This window comes from Faunimonas sp. B44, from assembly GCF_052655945.1.
In genome coordinates, this window is record NZ_JBQYEX010000005.1 from 69322 (window position 1) to 89217 (window position 19896).

19 protein-coding genes are annotated in these 19896 nt (G+C 68.6%); 6 read left to right on the forward strand and 13 right to left on the reverse strand.

What is annotated here, in order from left to right; genetic code table 11:
- Positions 1-7 precede the first annotated feature (7 nt).
- The 3 genes from rpsO (at position 8) to ACUN0C_RS11955 (ending at position 3704) form a co-directional block, all read left to right on the forward strand.
- Positions 8-277 (forward strand): 30S ribosomal protein S15, encoded by a 270-nt coding sequence (gene rpsO / locus ACUN0C_RS11945; protein WP_445466595.1) that lies wholly within the window; start codon positions 8-10, stop codon positions 275-277.
- A 156-nt stretch (positions 278-433) separates the two neighbouring features.
- Complete coding sequence (gene pnp / locus ACUN0C_RS11950; protein WP_445466596.1) at positions 434-2557, forward strand: polyribonucleotide nucleotidyltransferase; 2124 nt, start codon at positions 434-436, stop codon at positions 2555-2557.
- Positions 2558-2645: 88 nt separating this feature from the next.
- Complete coding sequence (locus ACUN0C_RS11955; protein WP_445466597.1) at positions 2646-3704, forward strand: hypothetical protein; 1059 nt, start codon at positions 2646-2648, stop codon at positions 3702-3704.
- A gap of 6 nt (positions 3705-3710) precedes the next feature.
- Here ACUN0C_RS11955 and ACUN0C_RS11960 read toward each other — a convergent pair whose 3' ends face one another.
- The 5 genes from ACUN0C_RS11960 to fabA all read right to left on the reverse strand — a co-directional run bounded on the left by ACUN0C_RS11960 (position 3711) and on the right by fabA (position 9985).
- The gene (locus ACUN0C_RS11960) at positions 3711-5654 is read right to left on the reverse strand and encodes a putative bifunctional diguanylate cyclase/phosphodiesterase (RefSeq protein ID WP_445466598.1); all 1944 of its coding nucleotides are present in this window, start codon (positions 5652-5654) and stop codon (positions 3711-3713) included.
- Positions 5655-5786: 132 nt separating this feature from the next.
- Positions 5787-7256, reverse strand: a complete 1470-nt coding sequence (locus ACUN0C_RS11965) for a putative bifunctional diguanylate cyclase/phosphodiesterase (RefSeq protein WP_445466599.1) — start codon at positions 7254-7256, stop codon at positions 5787-5789.
- A gap of 86 nt (positions 7257-7342) precedes the next feature.
- On the reverse strand, positions 7343-8170 hold the full coding sequence (gene fabI / locus ACUN0C_RS11970) for an enoyl-ACP reductase FabI (protein ID WP_445466600.1): 828 nt from the start codon (positions 8168-8170) through the stop codon (positions 7343-7345).
- A 10-nt stretch (positions 8171-8180) separates the two neighbouring features.
- The gene (gene fabB, locus ACUN0C_RS11975; RefSeq protein ID WP_445466601.1) at positions 8181-9407 is read right to left on the reverse strand and encodes a beta-ketoacyl-ACP synthase I; all 1227 of its coding nucleotides are present in this window, start codon (positions 9405-9407) and stop codon (positions 8181-8183) included.
- Positions 9408-9469: 62 nt separating this feature from the next.
- A complete protein-coding gene (fabA, locus tag ACUN0C_RS11980) occupies positions 9470-9985 on the reverse strand; it encodes a 3-hydroxyacyl-[acyl-carrier-protein] dehydratase FabA (protein ID WP_445466602.1) in 516 nt (171 codons plus the stop codon).
- A gap of 215 nt (positions 9986-10200) precedes the next feature.
- On the opposite strand from fabA, the gene irrA reads away from it, so the two are divergent.
- On the forward strand, positions 10201-10602 hold the full coding sequence (irrA, locus tag ACUN0C_RS11985) for an iron response transcriptional regulator IrrA (RefSeq protein WP_445466603.1): 402 nt from the start codon (positions 10201-10203) through the stop codon (positions 10600-10602).
- Here irrA and ACUN0C_RS11990 read toward each other — a convergent pair.
- Positions 10599-11141, reverse strand: a complete 543-nt coding sequence (locus ACUN0C_RS11990) for an SH3 domain-containing protein (RefSeq protein WP_445466604.1) — start codon at positions 11139-11141, stop codon at positions 10599-10601. The two genes, irrA and ACUN0C_RS11990, sit on opposite strands and share 4 nt — an antisense overlap.
- 146 nt (positions 11142-11287) lie before the next feature.
- Here ACUN0C_RS11990 and ACUN0C_RS11995 point away from each other — a divergent pair, with 146 nt between their 5' ends.
- Complete coding sequence (locus tag ACUN0C_RS11995; RefSeq protein WP_445466605.1) at positions 11288-12286, forward strand: 2-hydroxyacid dehydrogenase; 999 nt, start codon at positions 11288-11290, stop codon at positions 12284-12286.
- Positions 12287-12289: 3 nt separating this feature from the next.
- On the opposite strand, the gene ACUN0C_RS12000 is transcribed toward ACUN0C_RS11995, so the two are convergent.
- Genes ACUN0C_RS12000 through hisF form a run of 6 tightly spaced genes read right to left on the reverse strand, consistent with a single transcriptional unit; the run spans position 12290 to position 16151 of the window.
- Positions 12290-13054 carry a molybdopterin-synthase adenylyltransferase MoeB gene (locus ACUN0C_RS12000; RefSeq protein WP_445466606.1) on the reverse strand — a complete coding sequence of 255 codons (765 nt, stop codon included), beginning with the start codon at positions 13052-13054 and terminating at the stop codon, positions 12290-12292.
- On the reverse strand, positions 13044-13337 hold the full coding sequence (locus ACUN0C_RS12005) for a DUF1330 domain-containing protein (protein ID WP_445466607.1): 294 nt from the start codon (positions 13335-13337) through the stop codon (positions 13044-13046). The genes ACUN0C_RS12000 and ACUN0C_RS12005 overlap by 11 nt, the downstream gene beginning before the upstream one ends.
- Positions 13338-13339: 2 nt before the next feature.
- Complete coding sequence (gene pyrF, locus ACUN0C_RS12010) at positions 13340-14065, reverse strand: orotidine-5'-phosphate decarboxylase (RefSeq protein ID WP_445466608.1); 726 nt, start codon at positions 14063-14065, stop codon at positions 13340-13342.
- Positions 14066-14068: 3 nt separating this feature from the next.
- Positions 14069-15022, reverse strand: coding sequence for a type I pantothenate kinase (coaA, locus tag ACUN0C_RS12015; protein ID WP_445466609.1), 954 nt, complete (start codon positions 15020-15022; stop codon positions 14069-14071).
- Complete coding sequence (locus ACUN0C_RS12020) at positions 15022-15345, reverse strand: phosphoribosyl-ATP diphosphatase (RefSeq protein WP_445466610.1); 324 nt, start codon at positions 15343-15345, stop codon at positions 15022-15024. The genes coaA and ACUN0C_RS12020 overlap by 1 nt, the downstream gene beginning before the upstream one ends.
- 26 nt (positions 15346-15371) lie before the next feature.
- The gene (hisF, locus tag ACUN0C_RS12025) at positions 15372-16151 is read right to left on the reverse strand and encodes an imidazole glycerol phosphate synthase subunit HisF (RefSeq protein WP_445466611.1); all 780 of its coding nucleotides are present in this window, start codon (positions 16149-16151) and stop codon (positions 15372-15374) included.
- A gap of 299 nt (positions 16152-16450) precedes the next feature.
- Between hisF and ACUN0C_RS12030 the strand changes: the two genes are divergently transcribed.
- Positions 16451-17665: a Shedu immune nuclease family protein gene (locus ACUN0C_RS12030; RefSeq protein WP_445466612.1), complete on the forward strand. Its 1215-nt coding sequence runs from the start codon at positions 16451-16453 to the stop codon at positions 17663-17665.
- 224 nt (positions 17666-17889) lie between these two features.
- On the opposite strand, the gene ACUN0C_RS12035 is transcribed toward ACUN0C_RS12030, so the two are convergent.
- Positions 17890-19836, reverse strand: a complete 1947-nt coding sequence (locus ACUN0C_RS12035; protein ID WP_445466613.1) for a putative bifunctional diguanylate cyclase/phosphodiesterase — start codon at positions 19834-19836, stop codon at positions 17890-17892.
- Between the last annotated feature and the right edge of the window lie 60 nt (positions 19837-19896).

Sequence of the window (19896 nt, forward strand, 5' to 3'; positions counted from 1 at the left end):
ATGACCGATGTCGATCACCGCTGATCGCAAACAGGAACTGATCAAGGAATACGCCACCCAATCCGGCGACACGGGCTCGCCGGAAGTCCAGGTCGCGCTGCTCTCCGAGCGGATCGCGAACCTCACCGACCACTTCAAGAGCCACGCCAAGGACAACCATTCGCGTCGCGGCCTCCTGAAGCTCGTGTCGCAGCGCCGCCGTCTCCTCGACTACCTGAAGTCGCGGGACGAGGCGCGCTACCAGACCCTCATCGCGCGCCTCGGGCTGCGTCGATAGAGGCCTTCGGCGGGTCGGCCCGGCCGGTCCGCCGCTTCCCATGAAGGCGAGGATCCGCCATGGCAGGATTGCCGGTCGCTCCGTGGATCATTCCACCCGGAGCGCCCGGCTGTCTTGCGCATGGCCGATCCTGCTTTCCGCATGAAAGGAATGGCCATGTTTGACCACCAGAAAGTGGAAATCGAATGGGGCGGGCGCACGCTCGTCCTGGAGAGCGGCAAGGTCGCGCGCCAGGCCGACGGCGCCGTCGTCGCGACTTACGGCGAGACGACCGTGCTCGCCACCGTCGTGTCCGCCCACGAGCCGAAGCCGGGGCAGGACTTCTTCCCGCTCACCGTCAACTACCAGGAGAAGTACTACGCCGCGGGGCGGATCCCGGGCGGCTTCTTCAAGCGCGAGGGCCGGCCGACGGAGAAGGAGACGCTCACCTCGCGTCTCATCGATCGCCCGATCCGTCCGCTCTTCGCCGAGGGCTACAAGAACGACACGCAGGTCATCGTGACCGTGCTGTCGCATGATCTCGAGAACGACCCCGACATCGTCGGCATGGTCGCCGCGTCCGCCGCCCTGACCCTCTCGGGCGTCCCCTTCATGGGACCGATCGGCGGCGCCCGGGTCGGCTACATCAACGGCGGTTTCGTGCTGAACCCGACCAGCGACGAGGTGAAGGAGTCTAAGCTCGACCTCGTCGTCGCCGGGACGGCCGACGCCGTTCTCATGGTGGAATCGGAGGCGCAGGAGCTTTCCGAGGATGTCATGCTCGGCGCCGTCATGTTCGGCCACAAGGGCTTCCAGCCGGTGATCGACGGGATCATCCGCCTCGCCGAGCGCTGCGCCAAGGAGCCGCGCAATCACGAGGTGCAGGACGAGTCGGCGCTCTACGGCCGAGTCCGCGAGATCGCGGCCGACGACCTCGGCCAGGCTTATTCGATCACCGCCAAGGGCGAGCGCCGCGCCGCCATCGACGCCGCCAAGGCCAAGGTGAAGGAAGCGCTCCTCGCCGGCGAGAACGCGCCCTCGCCGCAGCTCGTCTCCGACCTCTTCAAGAAGCTCGAGAGCGAGATCGTCCGCGGGCGGATCCTCGACGAGGGCCGCCGGATCGACGGCCGCGACCTGCAGACGGTCCGGCAGATCGTGTCCGAGGTCGGCATCCTGCCGCGCACGCACGGCTCGGCCCTCTTCACCCGCGGCGAGACGCAGGCCCTCGTGGTCGCGACCCTCGGCACGGGCGAGGACGAGCAGATGATCGACAGCCTGGAGGGCACCTACAAGGAAGCCTTCATGCTGCACTACAACTTCCCGCCCTTCTCGGTCGGCGAAACGGGCCGGGTCGGCTCGCCCGGCCGGCGCGAGGTCGGGCACGGCAAGCTTGCCTGGCGGGCGATCCACCCGATGCTGCCGGCGACGCACGAGTTCCCGTACACGCTGCGGGTGGTCTCGGAGATCACCGAGTCCAACGGCTCGTCCTCGATGGCCACCGTGTGCGGCACCTCGCTCGCGCTGATGGATGCCGGCGTGCCGCTCAAGGCGCCGGTCGCCGGCATCGCCATGGGCCTCATCAAGGAGGGCGAGCGCTTCGCGGTGCTCTCCGACATTCTCGGCGACGAGGATCACCTCGGCGACATGGACTTCAAGGTCGCCGGCACGGAGACCGGCGTCACCTCGCTGCAGATGGACATCAAGATCCAGGGCATCAACGAGGAGATCATGCGGACCGCGCTCGACCAGGCGAAGGCCGGCCGGCTGCACATCCTCGGCGAGATGGCGAAGGCGCTCGGCACGGCCCGGTCCGAACTCGGCGAACACGCCCCGCGCATCGAGGTGATGAAGATCCCGGTCGACAAGATCCGCGAAGTGATCGGCTCGGGCGGCAAGGTGATCCGCGAGATCGTGGACAAGACCGGCGCCAAGGTGAACATCGAGGACGACGGCACGGTCAAGATCGCCTCGTCCGACGGCGAGAAGATCCGCGCCGCGATGAAGTGGATCCAGGGCATCGCCGCGGAACCGGAAGTGGGTGCGATCTACCAGGGCACCGTCGTGAAGGTCGTCGATTTCGGCGCCTTCGTGAACTTCTTCGGCTCGCGGGACGGCCTGGTGCATATCTCGCAGCTCACCAGCGAGCGCCGGCCGGAGAAGGTGACCGACGTGGTGAAGGAAGGCGACAAGGTCTACGTCAAGCTCGTCGGCCTCGACGAGCGCGGCAAGGTCCGCCTGTCGATGAAGGTCGTCGACCAGAAGACGGGGCAGGAGCTCGCCGGCGCGGGCGAAGCCGCCTGAGGGCGGTCGCCAAGACGGGGTTCAGCGGGGCGCTTCGGCGCCCCGCTTGGTTTCGGCCGCGTTGTCGGGGACAAGAGGGTCGCGCCGAATGAGACCGTCGACGCGCCGCATCGCAGCCGCCCTTGCGGGCCTCATCGCCCTTGCCGGTGCCGCCGCACTGGTCTTCGGCGTGTTCTCCCCAACCCCTTACGAGCGCCTTGCCGCAGAGCTCGACCCGCGCTTTCCGGGCCGGGGGATCGACCCGGAGACAAACGAGGCGCGGGACGAGGCCATGACCTACGCCGCCATTGCCTATGCGGCCGCGAAGGCGGGTGATCTCGATCTCGCCCGGGCCGCGGCGGACTGGCTGGTCGAGAACGCCCATGCCGGCCCGTCCGGCTACGGCTGGGGGCTCTCCTTCGCCTGGGACGCGTTCGGGGACGGCAGCGTGAACCCGGCCGATACGATCTACGGGATCACGGTCGCTTTCGCCGCGCAGGGGCTCCTGGAAGCGCATTCCGCGACGGGGGAGGCGGCTTACGCCGAGGCGGCGGTGCGCGCGCTCGAGAGCTACCGCGACAATGCCAGTCGCCTGGAGCCGGGCGGCCGGGTGTTCCTCTATTCCGACCAGCCCGCCGACGGTGCCTACAACGTCTACAATATCGGCGCCTATCTCGCCGGCCAGTACCGCCGGGCCGGGGCGCTTCCCGGTGCGTCCGGCCTGACGGCGACGGCGGCAGAGGCGCTCGCATCGACCCTCGCTCATGCGCGGCGGGCGCCGGACGGGGCGCTCTCGTGGCCGTACAGCGATTTCGACGAGAGCAAGCCGAACGACGCGACCCACGCCGCCTTCTTCCTCTACGGCCTGTCGGCCGGGGGTGCGCCGCGGGAGGCTATCGCCGCGGCTTCCCGGCACCTCGACGCCTTCCTGGAGGACGGGCAGATCATGAAGTTCCCGCCCGGCTTCGAAAGCGGCCCGGCATCGGAGCGCACTGCCGGCGACGCATGGGACCTCGGCGCCATGATGTTCGCGCTGTGCCATGCAGGCGAGAGGCAGCGCGCTCTCGACCTCTGGAGCCGGCACCGGCCGCTCGTCTGGGCTGCGCCGCTCGACGAGCGGCCCCGCGCACAGGTGCTGATGGCGTTCGCCGAATGCGGGTTGAGCTAGAAGCCGTCAGCCCACCGCCCGCAGGTTCGGAACGCTGGAGCCGGCATGCTCGGCCGCTTCGGCCGCTACCAGCTCGTCGATGCCCATCGGCCGCGCGAAATAGAAGCCCTGCCCTTCCGAGCACCCGGCCGCCAGCAGGAGCTCCGCCTGCTCGCGCGTCTCGACGCCGGAGCCGGCGACGTCCATCCCCAGCGAGCGGCAGAGCCCGCAGATCGCCGCGAGCACCGCGCCGCTCTGCCGGTCGTCCCGCATGTTGTTGAGGAACGACCGGTCCAGCTTGATCTTGTCGAAGGGGTAGCGCGAGAGCAGGCCGAGGCTGAGCGTGCCGACGCCGAAGGATTCCATCACGATCTTCATGCCCGCCGCCCGGATCCGTCGCAGCCGCTCCACCGAGATCGCCTCGTTTCGGCCGAGAATGCCTTCGTTGACCTCGATGTCGATCCGGCCCGGCGCGATGCCGTGCCTGGCGAAGCGATCGCGCAGGAAGAGGTCGACCCCCTCCCGTTTCAGCTGGGCGGCCGAAAGATTGATCGAGATCCGCCGCGTGGGAAGCATCCGGCTGCAATCCTGCGCCACGCGGTCGATGACCCATTCCCCGATCGGGACGACGAGGCCGGTTTCCTCGGCGACCGAGACGAAGTTGGAAGCCGGCGCGAGCGTCCCGTCCGGCAGGCGCCAGCGCAGCATGGCCTCGTAGCCGACGATCGCGCCGGTCGCGAGCCGGACCTGCGGCTGGTAGGCGACCTCGAAGCTGCCGCGCGCGAGCGCGTCCCGCAGCCCCGCCTCCAGCATCCGCCGCGCCGCGAGATCGGCGGCCATCTTCGGGTCGAAGAAGCGCCAGGTCCGCTTGCCCTCGCTCTTTGCCCGGTAGAGCGCGAAGTCGGCATTGCGGATGAGGGTCTCGAGGTCCGTCCCGTTGTCCGGCGCGACCGCCAGGCCGATCGAGCAGCCGATCAGCACCTCGTGGCCGTCGATGCGGAACGGCGCGGACAGAAGCTTCAGGATGCGCTCCGCGATCGGCGCGAGCTGGCTCGTCTGCGCCACCTTCGGCACGATCACCGCGAACTCGTCGCCGGAGAGCCGGGCCAGAAGGTCGTCCTCGCGCAGGGATCCCTTGAGCCGCTTGGCGGCGGCCTTCAGCAGGCCGTCCCCGACCGGGTGCCCGAGCGTGTCGTTGATGGCCTTGAACCCGTCGAGGTCCAGCAGGAAGACCGCCGTCATGGCTCCGGCCTCGCGGTCCTGCGCGAGCGCCTTCGTCCCGAACGCCTCGAACTTCTTGCGGTTCGGAAGGCCGGTCAGCTCGTCGTGCAGCGTCAGGAAGCGGATCGCCTCGTTCTCCTGCATCAGCTGGCGGGCGCGGTAGGTGAAGCCCGCCATGAAGGAGAAGAAGGTGATGGCGGCCACCCCGCCGCTGTAGATCAGCTCGCGCTGGAACGAGGTCCGCAGGAGCGCGGCGTCCCCGCTCTGCTGGATACGGACCGCCAGGCGGTCGCCGGACCCGGCGTCCGGCAGGACGACCCAGGTGCGGTAGCGCGGCTCCGTCACCCAGCTGATGTCGTCGTCGCTCAAGGCGACCGCGGGGGCATCGGATGACGGCTCGGTGCCGTCCGCCCGCGCGCGTTCGACGACGCCTTGGAAATCCACGATCGCCTCGGGCGCCGTCGGCCCGAGCGGCACCGCGCGGCCGTCGCCGCGCAGGTTCAGGACCGCATCGATCTCGGCGATCCGGAGCGTATCGAGAAGGTTCGGGCTGCGGAAACCGGCCGCTGGATCGGCCGGCTCGAACTGGGACGCGACGGACTTGTGCCAGAGCTGGGCCGTCAGGAGCGCGTCGCGGGCCAGCATGCGCTCGAGCGAGGCGAACCCGACCGAGAACACGACGCCGACCACAAGCGCAGCCGAGGCCAGCACGACCGCGAAGAAAACCAGGCGCTTCCCAAGCCCGGGCATGGTGCCCCTTCCTCTCGCGTCCCCGCCGGCGCCCCACGTGCCGGACCATCCTCCTAGCAGGATCGCTTTAGGCTTCAGTGAAGCCGGTCATGAGAATTGCGAGCGTTCCGGAAACGGATCCGAAGCCATGATTCAGTTCGTCGCGTGCTCGGGCCGCCCCGCCGTCGTTCCGCCGGTCGAGGCGACCTCGCGCTGGGGCGTGCCGAACAGGAAGCCCTGCACGATCCGGCAGCCGGCTGCCTTCAGCATCGTCACCTGCTCGTCGGTCTCCACGCCTTCCGCGGTGATGTCGACGCTGAGCGACCGCCCGAGGCCGACGATCGACGCGATAATCGTCGCCACGCCCGGATCTTCGGCCAGCTGGGCGACGAAGCTGCGGTCGATCTTGATCTTGTCGAAGGGGAACCGGGTCAGGTAGGCGAGGCTCGAATAGCCGGTGCCGAAATCGTCCATCGCGATCCGCACGCCGAGCGCCTTCACCTTGTCGAGCATGGCCATCGTGTCCGGTGCCTGCTGCAGGAACACGCTCTCGGAAACCTCGATCTCCAGCCGCTCGGGCGCCAGTCCGCTCTCTTCCAGGACCTTCGCGATCATCTCGTCGACGGGCCCGTGCTGGAACTGGGCCGGCGAGAAGTTCACCGCGACCGTGCCGGCATGGAGCCATGTCGTCGCGTCGTGGCAGGCGCGCCGGAGGACGCGTTCGCCGAGCTCGCGGATGAGCCCGGTCGCCTCTGCGACGGGAATGAACTCCATCGGCGGGATGATGCCGGTTCCGGGGCGGTCCCAGCGGACGAGGGCTTCGTAGCCGCGCAGATCCCCGGTCGAGAGCTCCATCTGCGGCTGGTAGAACACCACAAACTCGTCGTTATCGAGCGCCTTGCGGAGGTCGTGCTCCATCTCGGTGCTGCGCCGCATCTGCGTCTGCAGCTCCGTGTCGAAGACGCGCACGCGGCTGCGTCCCTCCCGCTTCGCGCGGTGGAGGGCGAGGTCGGCGCCGCGGAAGAGGTGGTCGGCATCCTCGGCGTTGACAGGGTAGAGGGCGATCCCGGCGCAGGTGCTGATCGAGATCGAAGAGGCGTTCACCTGATAGGGCTTCGCGACGGCCTCGATCAGGCTCCGGGCAAGCTCCTTCAGCGAACGCGGATTGGCGTCCCCTTCGAGCAGGAGCGCGAACTCGTCGCCGGAGATCCGTGCGATCTCGGCCCGGTTTCCGGCGACCGCCCTGATCCGGGCGACGGTCTCCCGGAGCACCGCGTCGCCGGTCGCATGGCCCCAGGTGTCGTTGACGGCATGGAAGCGGTCGAGGTCGAGGACGAGGAGGCCGATCTGGCTGTCCGCCCGCTTCGCCCGGTCGGTCGCGAGCCGCAGCGTCTCGAGGAATCCGCGACGATCCATGACCCCGGTGAGCGGATCGCTCGTCCGGCCGACGCCGATCCCCTTCAGCGGACGGGGAAAGCCGCGCGCGAGAAGGGCGATGATGGCGAGCGCGGCGAGCGCGAACAGCGGCGTTGAGAGGCGGGGGTCGTCGACGAAGCCGGCCAGTGCCACCGCGGTGCCGGCGAGCACGACGAGGGCGATGAAGCGGAAGTTCGGTGCGGCCATGGCGGTGTCATCCGGGCAGATTGACAGCACGATCGCCCTGGCACGGTAAAATTTCTCTTAGTATACCGAGAGTTGCGGCAGTTCGCCTATTCCGCGGCCTCTTGCGCGGTCTTGTCGTCCTGGGCCTTCAGCGTCTCCAGCCGCGGCATGGACACGATGTTGTAGCCGGCGTCGACGTAATGGACCTCCCCCGTCACCGCGCGCGAGAGGTCGCTCAGCAGATAGACGGCCGCACCCCCGACGTCCTCGATCGTGATCGCCCGGCGGAGCGGCGAGTTCTGCCGCTGGTAGTTGAACATCAGCCGTGCATCGGAAATGCCCGCGCCGGCCAGGGTGCGCACCGGGCCGGCGGAGATGGCGTTCACCCGGACGGCGGACTCGCCGTAATCGGCGGCAAGGTACCGGACCGAGGCCTCGAGCGCCGCCTTGGCGACCCCCATCACGTTGTAGTTCGGCATGACGCGGACGGAGCCGGCATAGGTGAGCGTGAGCAGCGAGCCACCCGTCCGCATCAGCGGCGCGGCGAGCTTCGCCACTTCCGTGAAGGAGAAGCACGAGATCAGCATGGTGCGGGCGAAGTTCTCGCGCGTCGTGTCGGCGTAGCGGCCCTTGAGCTCCGCCTTGTTCGAGTAGGCGATCGCATGGACCACGAAGTCGAGCCCGCCCCAACGCTCTCCGAGCCTGGCGAACACGGATTCGAGCGAGGCGCGATCCTCCACGTCGCACGGCAGCAGCAGGTCGGAGCCGACCGAGGCGGCGAGCGGCGCCACCCTGCGGCCGAAGCCTTCGCCCTGATAGGTGAAGGCGAGCTCGGCCCCCTGTCCCGCAGCCGCTTTGGCGATCCCCCACGCGATGGAGTGATCGTTCGCGACGCCCATCACGAGGCCCCGCTTGCCCTCCAGAAGCCCCGTCATGCCCCTCCCTTCAGCCGTCGTAGCGCTGGAAGACCAGCGTGGCGTTGGTGCCGCCGAACCCGAACGAGTTCGACAGCACGCATTCGATGTCGACGTCGTCGATCCGCTTGCGGACGATCGGCATGTCCTCGAACTGCGGGTCGAGCTCCTCGATGTTGGCGCTCTCGCAGATGAAGCCGTTCTTCATCATCAGCAGCGAATAGATCGCCTCCTGCGCGCCGGTCGCGCCGAGCGAGTGGCCGGTCAGCGATTTCGTCGCGGAGATCGGCGGGCAGTCCTCGCCGGCGCCGAACACTGCGCGGATCGCCTCGATCTCCTTCAGGTCGCCGATCGGCGTCGATGTCGCGTGAGGATTGATGTACCCGACCCGCGGCTTGACGGTCGAAAGCGCCATCTTCATGCAGCGCAGCGCGCCCTCGCCCGAGGGCTGCACCATGTCGTAGCCGTCCGAAGTCGCGCCGTAGCCGACCACCTCGCCGTAGATCCGCGCTCCGCGCGCCTTCGCATGGTCGAGCTCCTCCAGCACCAGGACGCCGGCGCCGCCCGCGATGACGAAGCCGTCGCGCGCCGCATCGTAGGCGCGCGACGCCTTGGCGGGCGTGTCGTTGAAGTTGGACGACATCGCGCCCATCGCGTCGAAGAGGTTGGAGAGCGTCCACTCGAGCTCCTCTCCGCCGCCGGCGAAGATGATGTCCTGCTTGCCGAGCTGGATGATCTCGTAGGCGTTGCCGATGCAGTGGTTCGATGTCGCGCAGGCCGACGAGATCGAGTAGTTCACGCCCTTGATCTCGAACGGCGTGGCGAGCGTCGCCGAATTGGTGGACGACATCGCCTTCGGCACGGCGAATGGGCCGATCCGCTTCGGGCCGCCCTTCTCGCGCGTGATGTCCGCCGCTTCCACGATGGCCCGCGTCGAGGGGCCGCCGGAGCCCATGATGATGCCGGTCCGGTCGTTGGACACGTCGTTCTTCTCCAGCCCGGCATCGGCGATCGCCTGCTGCATGGCGATGTAGTTCCAGGCCGCCCCGCGGCCCATGAACCGGCTGGTGCGGCGGTCGAGCTCGTCGGCGGGATCCGGGGAAGGGGCCCCGTGAACCTGGCAGCGGAAACCGTGATCGGCATAGGATTGGGCGAAGGAAACGCCCGGGCGGGCCTCGCGCAGGCTCGCGAGCACCTCCTGGGTGTTGTTCCCGATCGACGACACGATACCCATGCCGGTGACGACCACCCGTCTCATTGCGCTCTCCTTCGCGCTGTGTGGCGGACCGCCGGACGCAATGCTGCGGCCGGCAGGCTTCGTCAACCGGCTTCGGTGCGGAAGAGGCCGACGCGCAGGTCCTTGGCGCTGTAGATGGTGGAGCCATCGGCTTTCAGCCAGCCGTCACCGATGCCGAGCGTCAGTTTCGAGCGCACGACCCGCTTCAGGTCGATGCCGTACTCCACCAGCTTGACGGAAGGCAGCACCATTCCGGAGAACTTCACCTCGCCGACGGAGAGGGCGCGGCCGCGGCCGGTTCCGCCGATCCAGCCGAGAAAGAAGCCGAGCATCTGCCAGAGCGCATCGAGCCCAAGGCAGCCGGGCATCACCGGGTCGCCCTTGAAGTGGCAGGCGAAGAACCACTGGTCGGGGTGGACGGCGAACTCGGCGCGGATGAAGCCCTTGCCGTGCTCGCCGCCGGTCTCGGAGATCTCGGAGATCCGGTCGAACATGAGCATCGGGGGCAGCGGCAGTTGCGCATTGCCCTGGCCGAACAGTTCACCGCGTCCGCAAGCCAGCAGATCCTCGTATTCGAACCGTGTCTGTCGATCTGTCATGGCTCTTTCCGGCTCTCCCCGACGCACTCTGCAATTGCTTCGGCCAGTTCCTAACACAAGGGTTTGCGAGGCGAAACGCCGCGCAGCGCCTCTCCGAGCTTCCGGTTGTCGAGCTTCGTGCCTTTCGCATATAACGTCAGCGACACTCTGGCTCCGAACGATCGGCGTTCATGTTTCAATCAGCGGACTCTGCGGTACCGGGCGCGACGGACGGCATGGCCGAGCGCCTTCGCGCCGCGGGGTTGCGCCCGACCAGGCAGCGCGTCGCGCTCGGCCGGATCCTGTTCGCCCGCGGCCATCGCCACATCTCGGCGGAAGAGCTTCACGACGAGGCCGGCGGCAGGGGCGTCCGCGTCTCGCTCGCCACCATCTACAACACCCTCCACCAGTTCACCGAGGCGGGTCTCTTGCGCCAGGTGACGATCGACGCCACGCGGACCTATTTCGACACCAATGTCGGCGATCACCACCACTTCTTCGTGGAAGGGGAGAACCGCCTGATCGACTTCGAGGGCGAGGTGGACGTGGCGCGTCTGCCGGAGCCGCCGGAGGGAATGGAGATCACGTCCGTCGAGGTGGTGGTGCGGGTGCGCCACGATCGCGGCCGGCTCCGCTAGTTGCGGAAGACCTCCGAGGGGTAGACGCCCCAGAGGCGGTCCTGCTCGATCCAGCCGGCATAGTTCTCGCCGCGGATCCTGCACCATGTCCCGGTGCACGATTCCACGTCCGCCATCACCTGCGGCTCGACATAGGCGACCACACGGGCGTCGGCACCGGCGGCCGCGCGCACGGCGAAGCGGCCTTCCTGCTCCCACGGCGCCACCATAGCGGTGCGGCGGCCCGACAGGAGGCTGTGGAAGATCCAGCCCTCGTCGCCTTCCGCATCCCGGACCTTCCGCCAGTTGTCGAACTCCTGGACGATCTCGACCGGGAGCCCGGCGCGGACGAAGGTGAACGCCACGTCGTAGTCCTGCCCCGGACCCCGCCGCACGTTGATCCGGCTCGACTTCAGGCTGACGAAGCGCGGCAGCGGCAGCCCGCTCGGACCCTTCGCCTGCGCGACCGCCTGCTCGGCGCTCCACGGGCCGGGCGCGGCCGGCGCCGCCGCCTGCATGCCGGCGGCCAGGAGGACGGAGAGGGCGAAGCGCCGAATCATGTCGAAACGATAGTCGGAAACGCGCGTCCTTGCCTACGGCCGCCGTGCGCTTCGGCCATGCGGGGCCGCACCGTTCCTTGCCTTTGGCGTGCCGTTTGCTAGACAGGCGACAGGCAGCGGATGCGGCGGGGAGGGCTGCGCTCCAGATGACCAGGACGAAGCCGCTCGTCATCGTCACCCGGCGCCTGCCGGAGCCGGTCGAAACGCGCATGCGGGAGCTGTTCCAGACCCGCCTCAACATCGACGACCATCCGCTCAGCCAGGCCGAGCTCGTGGAGGCGATGCGGACGGCCGACGTCCTGGTGCCGACCGTGACCGACCGGATCGATGCCGCGATGATCGCCCAGGCCGGCGAGCGGCTGAAGCTGATCGCCCAGTTCGGCACCGGCGTCGACAACATCGACGTCAATGCCGCCGCGGCGCGCGGCATCATCGTGACCAACACGCCGCGAGTCCTGACCGAAGACACCGCCGACATGACGATGGCGCTGATCCTCGCGGTGCCGCGCCGCCTCGTCGAGGGCGCGCGCATCCTGGTCGAAGGCCAGGAGTGGCGGGGCTGGTCGCCGACCTGGATGCTCGGCCGGCGCATCTGGGGCAAACGGCTCGGCATCGTCGGCATGGGGCGGATCGGCACGGCGGTCGCCCGGCGCGCCCGCGCCTTCGGCCTCTCCATCCACTACCACAACCGCCGGCCGGTGGACGCGGCGACCGAGGACGAGCTGGAGGCGACCTATTGGGACAGCCTCGACCAGATGCTCGTCCGCATGGATTTCGTCTCGGTCAACTGCCCGCACACGCCGGCGACCTTCCACCTGCTCTCGCGGCGGCGCCTCAAGCTCCTTCGCCCGGAAGCGGTGCTCGTCAACACCGCGCGCGGCGAGGTGATCGACGAGGCGGCGCTGATCGAGGTGCTCGAGGAGAACGGCATCGCGGGCGCCGGTCTCGACGTGTTCGAGCACGAGCCGGCGGTCAATCCGCGGCTCCTGAAGCTCGCGCGCCAGGGCAAGGTGATCCTGCTGCCGCACATGGGTTCGGCGACGATCGACGGGCGCGTCGAGATGGGCGAGAAGGTCATCATCAACATCCGCACCGTGATGGACGGCCACAAGGCGCCGGACCGGGTGCTGCCCGGCGGCCCCTGACGCTCAGCGCCCGCGCCGCCGATAGCGGATCTCCTCGAAGCGCTGGGCGAGCCCGTCATAGAGGAGCAGCCGCCCGACGAGCGGCTCGCCGATGCCGGCGACCAGCTTCAGCACCTCCATCGCCTGGATCGAGCCGAGCACGCCGGTGAGTGCGCCGAGGATGCCGGCCTCCGCGCAGCTCGGGACGAGGCCCTCGGGCGGCGGCTCCGGGAACAGGTCGCGATAGCCGGGATTGTCGCCCACGAAGGGCAGGAGCGTGGTCACCGAGCCGTCGAAGCGGCCGACGGCCGCCGTGACCAGCGGCTTGCCGAGCGCGGCGCAGCGATCGGCCACGAGGAAGCGGGTCGCGAAATTGTCCGAGCCGTCCGCCACGAGATCGTAGGCCCCGATCACGCCGTCGGCGTTCTCCGGCGCGAGCCGCAGCCGGTGGGCGTCGATCCGGACGTGCGGGTTGACGCGGGCGAGCGCGGCCGCCGCGCTCTCCACCTTCGGCTCGCCGATGCGGCCGGTGTCGTGGATGATCTGGCGCTGCAGGTTGGAGAGCGCGACCTCGTCGTCGTCGACCAAGCCGATCGTTCCGATCCCGGCCGCGGCGAGGTAGAGCGCGATCGGCGCGCCGAGCCCGCCCGCGCCGATGATGAGCACGCGCGCGCTCTTGAACTTCTGCTGCCCCGGCCCGCCCACCTCCGGCAGCACGAGATGGCGCGCATAGCGGGCGATCTCCTCGCCGGAGAGCGGCGCTTCGGGCGCGCCCGGATCAGCCGTCATGGCCCTCGACGACGATCAGGTCCGCCTCGCTCACCGGCAGGCGCAGCGCGCGTGCGTCCCGGTAGGCGGGGTCGTGGAAGCAGGCGAGCGCGGCGTCGTAGGTCGGGAATTCGATGACCACGTTGCGTGCCCGGCCGGTGCCTTCCATGATTTCGCAGCGCCCGCCCCGGACGATGAAGCGCCCGCCGAAGCGCGCGAGCGGCTCGGCATTGGCAGCGATGTAGGCCTTGTAGGCCTCGGCATCGCGCACGTCGACGCGCGCGATCCAGTACCCCTTCGCCATGATCACCTCCCGCCGCAGGCGGCCCCGATCTCGGCGAGCATAGCACGGGCGGCCGCTTCGGGATCGGGAGCGGCGACGATCGGCCGGCCGACCACCAGGCAGTCGGCGCCGGCCGCGATCGCGTCCGCCGCGCTCATCACCCGCTTCTGGTCGTCCGCCGCCGCGCCCGCCGGCCGGATCCCGGGCGTGACGATCAGCATGTCGGGCCCGACGACGGCGCGGACGGAGGCCGCCTCCTGCGCGGAGCAGACGATGCCGTCCATGCCGGCGGCGCGGGCGTCGGCGGCGCGGCGCGAAACGAGGTCGCGGGCGGTGGCGGCGTAGCCCGCCTCGGCGAGGTCGCGGTCGTCGAGCGAGGTCAGCACCGTCACGGCGAGGAGGCCGAGCCCGCTCTGTGCGCCCCGGGCGGACGCCGCCGCCCGCATCGCCTTCGGATAGGCGTGGATGGTCGTGAGCGCCACGCCCATCGCCTCGATGCTCTTCACCCCGCTCGCGACCGTGTTGTCGATGTCGAGGAGCTTCATGTCGAGGAAGACGCGCTTGCCCGCCGAGACGAGCGCGGGCACGAGCGCGAGCCCGCCGGCGAAGGCGAGCTGCATGCCGACCTTGTAGAACCCGACCGTGTCGCCGAGCCGTTCCACGAGGCTCTCCGCGGCGGTCGTGCTCGCCACGTCGAGGGCGACCATGAGGCGGTCGCGCGGGCTTTCGGGTCGGAACCGGGCGGCCATGGCTCAGATCTTCCGCAGCGCCACTTCGACGATGAAGTGGTCGTCGTTCTTGCGCAGGATCAGCTCGGCGCGCGGCCGCGTCGGCAGGATGTTCGCGCGCAGATTGACGAGGTTGATCCGCTCCCACAGGCCGCGGGCGACCACCGCGGCCTCCTCGTCGCCGAGCGAGGCGTAGCGGTGGAAATACGACCTCGGGTCGCGGAAGCGGGTTTCCCGGAGCCGCATGAAGCGCTCGAGGTACCAGCGTTCCACCGATTGCTCGTCGGCGTCGATGTAGATGGAGAAGTCGAAGAAGTCGGAGACGAAGGGCACCGCCTTGCCGTCGGGCGGCGGGTCGCGCGTCTGGAGGACGTTCAGGCCCTCCAGGATCAGGATGTCGGGACGCTCGACCGTGATCGTCTCGCCGGGCACGATGTCGTAGACGAGATGCGAGTAGACGGGTGCGCTCACCCGCGGCGTGCCGGCCTTGATCGCGGTGAGGAAGTTGAGGAGCGCCGAGACGTCGTAGCTCTCCGGGAAGCCCTTCCGCTCCATCAGGCCTTCGGCCTCCAGGACGGCGTTGGGGTAGAGGAAGCCGTCGGTTGTGACGAGCTCGACGCGCGGATGCGAGGGCCAGCGCTTCAGGAGCTCGCGCAGGATGCGCGCCGTCGTCGATTTGCCGACCGCGACCGAGCCGGCGATGCCGATGATGAAGGGCGTCTTGCTCTCGCCGGTGCCGAGGAAGCGCTGCGTCGCCTGGAAGAGCTCCTGCGTCGCCTCGACATAGAAGGAGAGCAGGCGCGAGATCGGCAGGTAGACCTCCTCGACCTCCTCGATCGACATCGGATCGTTCAGCGATTGCAGGCCGGCGACCTCTTCCTCCGACAGCGTCATCGGCATGTCGGCGCGCAGCTTCGCCCAGTCCTCGACGCGGAAGATGCGGTAGGGCGAGAGGCTGGAGCGTACGAACTGGTCCATCATGAACGCGGCCGCGAGGCCTTCTCCTGCAAGCCGGTCTGCCCGGTGCGGCGCCCGAGTTCCGCGCTCACCTCGTCGAGCCCGACGCCCGACACCTGCAGGAGAACGAGCAGGTGGTAGATGAGGTCCGCGGATTCGGCCACGAGATGGGCGCGGTCGCCGCCGACCGCGGCGAGCGCGGTCTCGACCGCCTCTTCGCCGAGCTTCTTGGCGCAATGCTGGACGCCCTTGCGGGCGAGCGATGCCGTGTAGGACTGCGGGTCGTCGGCGGAGGCGCGCCTCGCGACGATCTCCGCCAGCTCCTCGATCGTGATAGCGGCCATGAACGCTCCCGCCTCTGCTGCTGCCTTTACGGCAGGACGCGCCGCACCGGAAGCCCGGCGGCGGCCATGTGGCGCTTCACGTCGGCGATCGTGCAGGTCCCGAAATGGAAGAGCGAGGCGGCGAGCACGGCCGCGGCATGGCCGTCGCGCACGCCTTCCACGAAATGGTCGAGCGTGCCGGCGCCGCCCGACGCGATCACCGGCACCCGCACGGCATCGGCGACGGCGCGGGTGAGCGCGATGTCGAAGCCGCTCTTGGTGCCGTCCCGGTCCATCGAGGTGAGGAGGATCTCGCCCGCCCCGAGCGACACGACCTCGCGCGCATACTCGACCGCGTCGATGCCCGTCGGGCGCCGCCCGCCATGCGTGAAGATCTCCCAGCGCGGCGCCTCGCCCTCGCCCGAGACCCGCTTGGCGTCGATCGCCACCACGATGCACTGGTCGCCGAACTTCTCCGCCCCGCGCGCCACGAAGGCGCGGTCGGCGACGGCCGCGGTGTTGATCGACACCTTGTCGGCGCCGGCGAGGAGCAGGTTGCGGATGTCCTCGACCGTGCGCACGCCGCCGCCGACGGTGAGCGGCACGAAGCACTGCTCGGCCGTTCGGGCGACGACGTCGAACAGCGTCCCGCGCTCCTCGTGGCTCGCCGTGATGTCGAGGAAGCAGAGCTCGTCGGCGCCCGCCGCGTCGTAGGCCTTGGCGGCCTCGACGGGGTCGCCGGCGTCGACCAGGTCGACGAAGTTGACGCCCTTGACGACGCGGCCGTCCTTGACGTCGAGGCAGGGGATGACGCGGGCTTTGAGCATCGGGAGGGTTTTTCCTGCGCGCTCAATAGCCCGTCCCGCCGGCCCGGCCAAACCGAAAATGAGCGGCCTTGTGACGAGAGCACCGGGGCTTGGGGAACGGCTTGTGAGTCGGACAAGGGACCACGCGCGGCCGTTGCCGACAATGCCGCCGACGTAGCCGCCCAGCACGCCACCGATCGCGCTGCCCATGCCCGGCAGGATCAGGTTGCCGAGCACCATGCCGCCGACAGAGACCACGAGACGGGACATGGAATCGATCTATGGTATTAGGTGGCTCTCGCGTCAGTTCGGGGACGCCCATGTCCGACGAATACGATGAAAGAAGGTGGTTCTTCGATCGAAGGACGGATAAGACCATAATTAGCAAGAGGATCACGGACTCACTATCGGGTCAGAAGCTGCGCATCGCTTCGCACATTGTCGAAGGCCAGCCCGGACTGAAGTTCGCGGCGGTCGAGGATGAGGTGCTTCTTCGTCAGACACCGGCAGGACGATACGAGATCAAGGCTACTTTCCTGGAGGACGACCGCTCCATCCGGACACTCACCATCCAGAGGTACAGCAGTAAGAATGGCCCTCTCGATAAGCAGTGCTTTTCGTTTGTAGGCCGCGAAATCGAGACACTCATTAGTTTCGTCGCGGGCGTCAGAACCGTGCCTTTGGACGGAACGGAAAAGGTCCATCTTCCTGACAATGTGTTGCGCGACATTGTGCTCGACCAAGGACAGGCCCGCCGGATCTTCGCTAAGAATCCGGAACTCTTCCTACAGCTCGCGCAATACGAGGACATCACACGCGACCTCGTCGCCGTCGGCTATCGACGGAAGCAATTGCAGCGTTTCGAGTCCTTGCTTCGTGAGGCCGACTATTTCGTCGGCGAACAGGAGCGTCTCCAATGCAGGCCCGAGGACGTGTGGCAGCAGTTCTTCGAGGCCAATACATGGATATTTGGATACGGCCTCTCATACCAATTCGTGTCCAAGCTCGATGAACGAAAGCTGGAGCAAATCGTGCGTGGCCGCGACCTGACGGCCGCAGGCAAACGCTCCGATGCTCTCATGAAAACACGCGGGATAATCAGCTCATTGTGCTTTGTGGAGATCAAGCGTCATGACACGCCTTTGCTGGGGTCGGCTCAATACCGTTCCGACGTGTGGCCGCCATCGGCAGAGCTGACAGGCGGCGTGTCCCAGTTGCAAACGACTGTCCACGCCGCACTCGAATCTCTCGGCCATAAGCTGATGCCTAGAGACGACACTGGCGACCCGACGGGCGAAATCCTGTTCAACATCGAGCCCCGTTCCTGCCTAGTCGTTGGCTCCCTCAATCAGTTTCAAACAGACCGCGGAATCAACGTACCGAAGTTCCGCTCTTTCGAGCTCTACCGACGGCACACGTGGCGTCCAGAGATCATTACGTTCGACAAGCTTCTCCAGCGGGCGCGCTTCATCGTCGAGCACGGGCCGGAAGTGGCTGCGGGAGAGGGTAATGACGACGATGAGATACCGTTCTGACCGCGCATCATTCGCTAGATACACCGTTTTCTGCCTTCTTGCGAAGCACAAGGGTTCCACCCACGGCTACCGCGCCCCCTTCCATCGTGCGTTGGGCTTCGTCGACTCTGGGGCGGTCGCTCAGCTCGTCCATCAGTCGTCGTGGATCGCGCCCCTGCAGGCCCCATTCCAGTTGGTGCTCTTGATGAAGGCCGGAAAATCGTGGAACCACGCCGCGCCGATCCTCAGCGCGAGGCGGCAGCCGCGCCGGCGTCCTGGGCGGGCCTGTGCTGGAGTGCCATCGCCCGGAAATCGGTCAGGATGAGGCCCGGCAGATCGTGGATCGAGGCCGGGCGGCCGAGGAAGTAGCCCTGCAGCAGGTCGCAGCCGAGCCTGTGGAGGCACTCGCGCTGGCCCTCGGTCTCCACGCCCTCGGCCGTTACCGTCATGTGCAGCGAGCGCCCCAGCGCAACGATCGCCTCGACGACGGACGTGACGTGGTCGTCGGAGCCGAGCGCGCGCACGAACGACTGGTCGATCTTCAGCTTGTCGAAGGGGAACTTCCACAGATAGCTGAGGCTCGAATAGCCGGTGCCGAAATCGTCCATGGCGATCCGCACCCCGAGCGCCTTCACGTCGGCGAGCTGGGAGAGGACGGCGGCGCTGTCGCTGAGGAGAAGGCCCTCGGTGATCTCCAGCTCGAGCCGGTGGGCCGGGAGGCCGCTCAGGGCGAGCGCCTCGCGCACCCGTTCGCCCAGTCGGCCGTCCTGGAACTGCATGGGCGACAGGTTGATCGCGACCGTGAGGTGCTGCGGCCAGCGCGCCGCGACCTCGCAGGCGCGGGTGAGGACCCAGGCGCCGATCGCGCCGATCAGTCCCATCCGCTCCGCCACCGGGACGAAGACGTCGGGCGGGATGTAGCCGCCGTCGCGCCGCGGCAGCCGGAGCAGGGCCTCGAACCCGGCCAGCCCGTCGTCGCTCGCCCGGTGGAACGGCTGGAAGTGCAGCTCGAAGCCGTCCTGGTGCAGCGCCCGCTTCAGCGTCAGTTCGAGCTGGCGTCGCGCCTGGAGCTCGGCATCCATCTCCGGACGGAAGAGGTGATGCGCGCGCCGCCCGTCCGCCTTGGCGTGCCGGAGCGCGATGTCGGCATTCTTCATCAGCGTGGCGGCGTCGGCGCCGTCCTGCGGCGCAACCGCCGTCCCGGCGCAGACCGACACGTCGATCCTCTGGTCGACGAGGAAATACGGCTCTGACAAGGTCGAGACGAGCCGCCGCGCGAACGGGCCCGGGGCGCCGGTGGCCGTTTCCACCGACGCGATCGCGAACTCGTCGCCGTCGAGCCGCGCGACGATGTCGTCCGGGCCGGCCAGTCCGCGCATGCGCTGGGCGACGGCCCTGAGCAGCTCGTCGCCGACGACATGGCCGACGCCGTCGTTCACCTCCTTGAAGCGGTCGAGGTCGAGGCAGTGTACCGCGACGCGTTCGGAGCTCGCGAGCGCCGCCTCCAGCTGCGCGACGAAGGTGGCCCGGTTGGAGAGGCCGGTGAGGGGATCGTGGTGGGCGAGGAACTCGGCGCGCTGGTCCGACTGGTGCTTCTCCCGCGTTCGCCAGTAGAGCCCGAACGCCGGCAGCCCGAAGGCGGCCGCCACGATGGCCGACAGCGCGAAGGCCGCCGAGGCGAGGTCGGCACGGAAGGCGGCGCGCTTCGCGGACTGGTCGACATAGACCTCCACGATGCCGAGCGTCCGTCCCGCCTGCAGCACGGGGACGTAGGCTTCGGCGTAGTAGCGGGGCCGGTGCGGCGGCGTCCCCGCCTTCGCCTCGATGACGGGCTCGCCGCTGAGGACCGTGGCCGCAGCCGTCGGATTGTGGACGGGGATCGCCTCCGCGGCGTGGCCGGCCTCGTCGAGCCGGTCGGAGGCGAGCCGGAGCTGCCCTTCGGCGTCGAAGATCTTGTAGAGGAAGACGTCGCCGACGTGCCGCGCCTTCTCGAAGAAGCTCGCGCTCTCGGGCGATGGCGTCGAGCCGGCCGCGATGGCCGCGAGATCCTGCACGTTGTCGGCGAGGTACCGGGCCCAGGATTCGCCCTCGGCGCGCGCGTCCTGCGCAAGCAGGCGGTCGATCGTGTAGGCGGTCACGGTCACGGCCGCAGCCACCGCGACGATCAGGCTCGCCACCAGGCCTGCCGCCAAGAGAAGGTCGCCTCGAGAGGCGCGCATCCGATCCTCGCCCGGAATTCCGCCCCGGGAGAA

Coding starts and splice junctions, on each gene's coding strand:
- rpsO (WP_445466595.1), top strand. CDS start 8: ATGTCGATCACCGCTGATCGCAAACAGGAACTGATCAAGGAATACGCC.
- pnp (WP_445466596.1), top strand. CDS start 434: ATGTTTGACCACCAGAAAGTGGAAATCGAATGGGGCGGGCGCACGCTC.
- ACUN0C_RS11955 (WP_445466597.1), top strand. CDS start 2,646: ATGAGACCGTCGACGCGCCGCATCGCAGCCGCCCTTGCGGGCCTCATC.
- ACUN0C_RS11960 (WP_445466598.1), bottom strand. CDS start 5,654: ATGCCCGGGCTTGGGAAGCGCCTGGTTTTCTTCGCGGTCGTGCTGGCC.
- ACUN0C_RS11965 (WP_445466599.1), bottom strand. CDS start 7,256: ATGGCCGCACCGAACTTCCGCTTCATCGCCCTCGTCGTGCTCGCCGGC.
- fabI (WP_445466600.1), bottom strand. CDS start 8,170: ATGACGGGGCTTCTGGAGGGCAAGCGGGGCCTCGTGATGGGCGTCGCG.
- fabB (WP_445466601.1), bottom strand. CDS start 9,407: ATGAGACGGGTGGTCGTCACCGGCATGGGTATCGTGTCGTCGATCGGG.
- fabA (WP_445466602.1), bottom strand. CDS start 9,985: ATGACAGATCGACAGACACGGTTCGAATACGAGGATCTGCTGGCTTGC.
- irrA (WP_445466603.1), top strand. CDS start 10,201: ATGGCCGAGCGCCTTCGCGCCGCGGGGTTGCGCCCGACCAGGCAGCGC.
- ACUN0C_RS11990 (WP_445466604.1), bottom strand. CDS start 11,141: ATGATTCGGCGCTTCGCCCTCTCCGTCCTCCTGGCCGCCGGCATGCAG.
- ACUN0C_RS11995 (WP_445466605.1), top strand. CDS start 11,288: ATGACCAGGACGAAGCCGCTCGTCATCGTCACCCGGCGCCTGCCGGAG.
- ACUN0C_RS12000 (WP_445466606.1), bottom strand. CDS start 13,054: ATGACGGCTGATCCGGGCGCGCCCGAAGCGCCGCTCTCCGGCGAGGAG.
- ACUN0C_RS12005 (WP_445466607.1), bottom strand. CDS start 13,337: ATGGCGAAGGGGTACTGGATCGCGCGCGTCGACGTGCGCGATGCCGAG.
- pyrF (WP_445466608.1), bottom strand. CDS start 14,065: ATGGCCGCCCGGTTCCGACCCGAAAGCCCGCGCGACCGCCTCATGGTC.
- coaA (WP_445466609.1), bottom strand. CDS start 15,022: ATGGACCAGTTCGTACGCTCCAGCCTCTCGCCCTACCGCATCTTCCGC.
- ACUN0C_RS12020 (WP_445466610.1), bottom strand. CDS start 15,345: ATGGCCGCTATCACGATCGAGGAGCTGGCGGAGATCGTCGCGAGGCGC.
- hisF (WP_445466611.1), bottom strand. CDS start 16,151: ATGCTCAAAGCCCGCGTCATCCCCTGCCTCGACGTCAAGGACGGCCGC.
- ACUN0C_RS12030 (WP_445466612.1), top strand. CDS start 16,451: ATGTCCGACGAATACGATGAAAGAAGGTGGTTCTTCGATCGAAGGACG.